General features: G+C 74.0%; 1 protein-coding gene. It reads left to right on the top strand.

Translation table 11 applies throughout. The annotated features are described in order from the left end of the window. A partial coding sequence (locus D7V97_RS43420) for a cytochrome d ubiquinol oxidase subunit II (protein ID WP_147445278.1) occupies positions 1-743 on the top strand: 743 nt, incomplete at both ends.

Below are 743 nucleotides of genomic sequence, written 5' to 3' on the forward strand. Positions count from 1 at the left end.
GGGTGTGGGACCTGCTGGCGATGGGGCCTCGCAAGGCGGAGCAGCGCGCGCTCATTGCCCGCGCCATCGGTCCGGTGTGGGAGGTGAACCATGTCTGGCTCATCGTCGGACTGGTGCTGCTGTTCAGCGGCTTTCCGCGCGCCTTCGCGGCGCTGAGCGTGGCCTTGCACGTGCCCCTGACGCTGCTGGTGCTGGGCATCGTGTTCCGGGGCACGGCGTTCACCTTCCGCGCCTACGACACGCGGGGCGACGCGGTGGAGCGCCGCTGGGGCGTGCTCTTCAGCGGGGCGAGCGTGGTGGCGCCGCTGCTGCTGGGCATGTGCGTGGGCGCGGTGGCGAGCGACGCCATCCGCATGCAGGGGCACGCGGTGGTGAGCGGGTTCTTCGCGTCGTGGACGTCGCCGTTCGCGCTGTCGGTGGGCGTGCTGACGCTGGGGCTGTTCGCGTTCCTGGCGGCGGTGTACCTCACGCATGAGGCGCACACGCCCGCGCTGGCGGAGGACTTCCGGCGCCGCGCGCTGGTGACGGGCGGGCTGCTGTTCCCGCTGGCCTTCGCCGCGCTGCTGCTGTCGCGGGAGGGGGCGCCCCGGGTGTGGACGGGGCTGTCGCAGACGTCCTATGCGCTGGCGCTGCACGTGGGCACGGCGGTGGCGGCGGTGGCGGCCTTCGCGCTGTTGTGGACGCGGCGCTTCCGGGCCGCGCGGGTGGCGGCGGCCACGCAGGCGGGGCTCATCGTGCTGGGG

Origin of the sequence: Corallococcus sp. CA053C (assembly GCF_003611675.1) — a bacterium.
Taxonomy (GTDB): domain Bacteria; phylum Myxococcota; class Myxococcia; order Myxococcales; family Myxococcaceae; genus Corallococcus.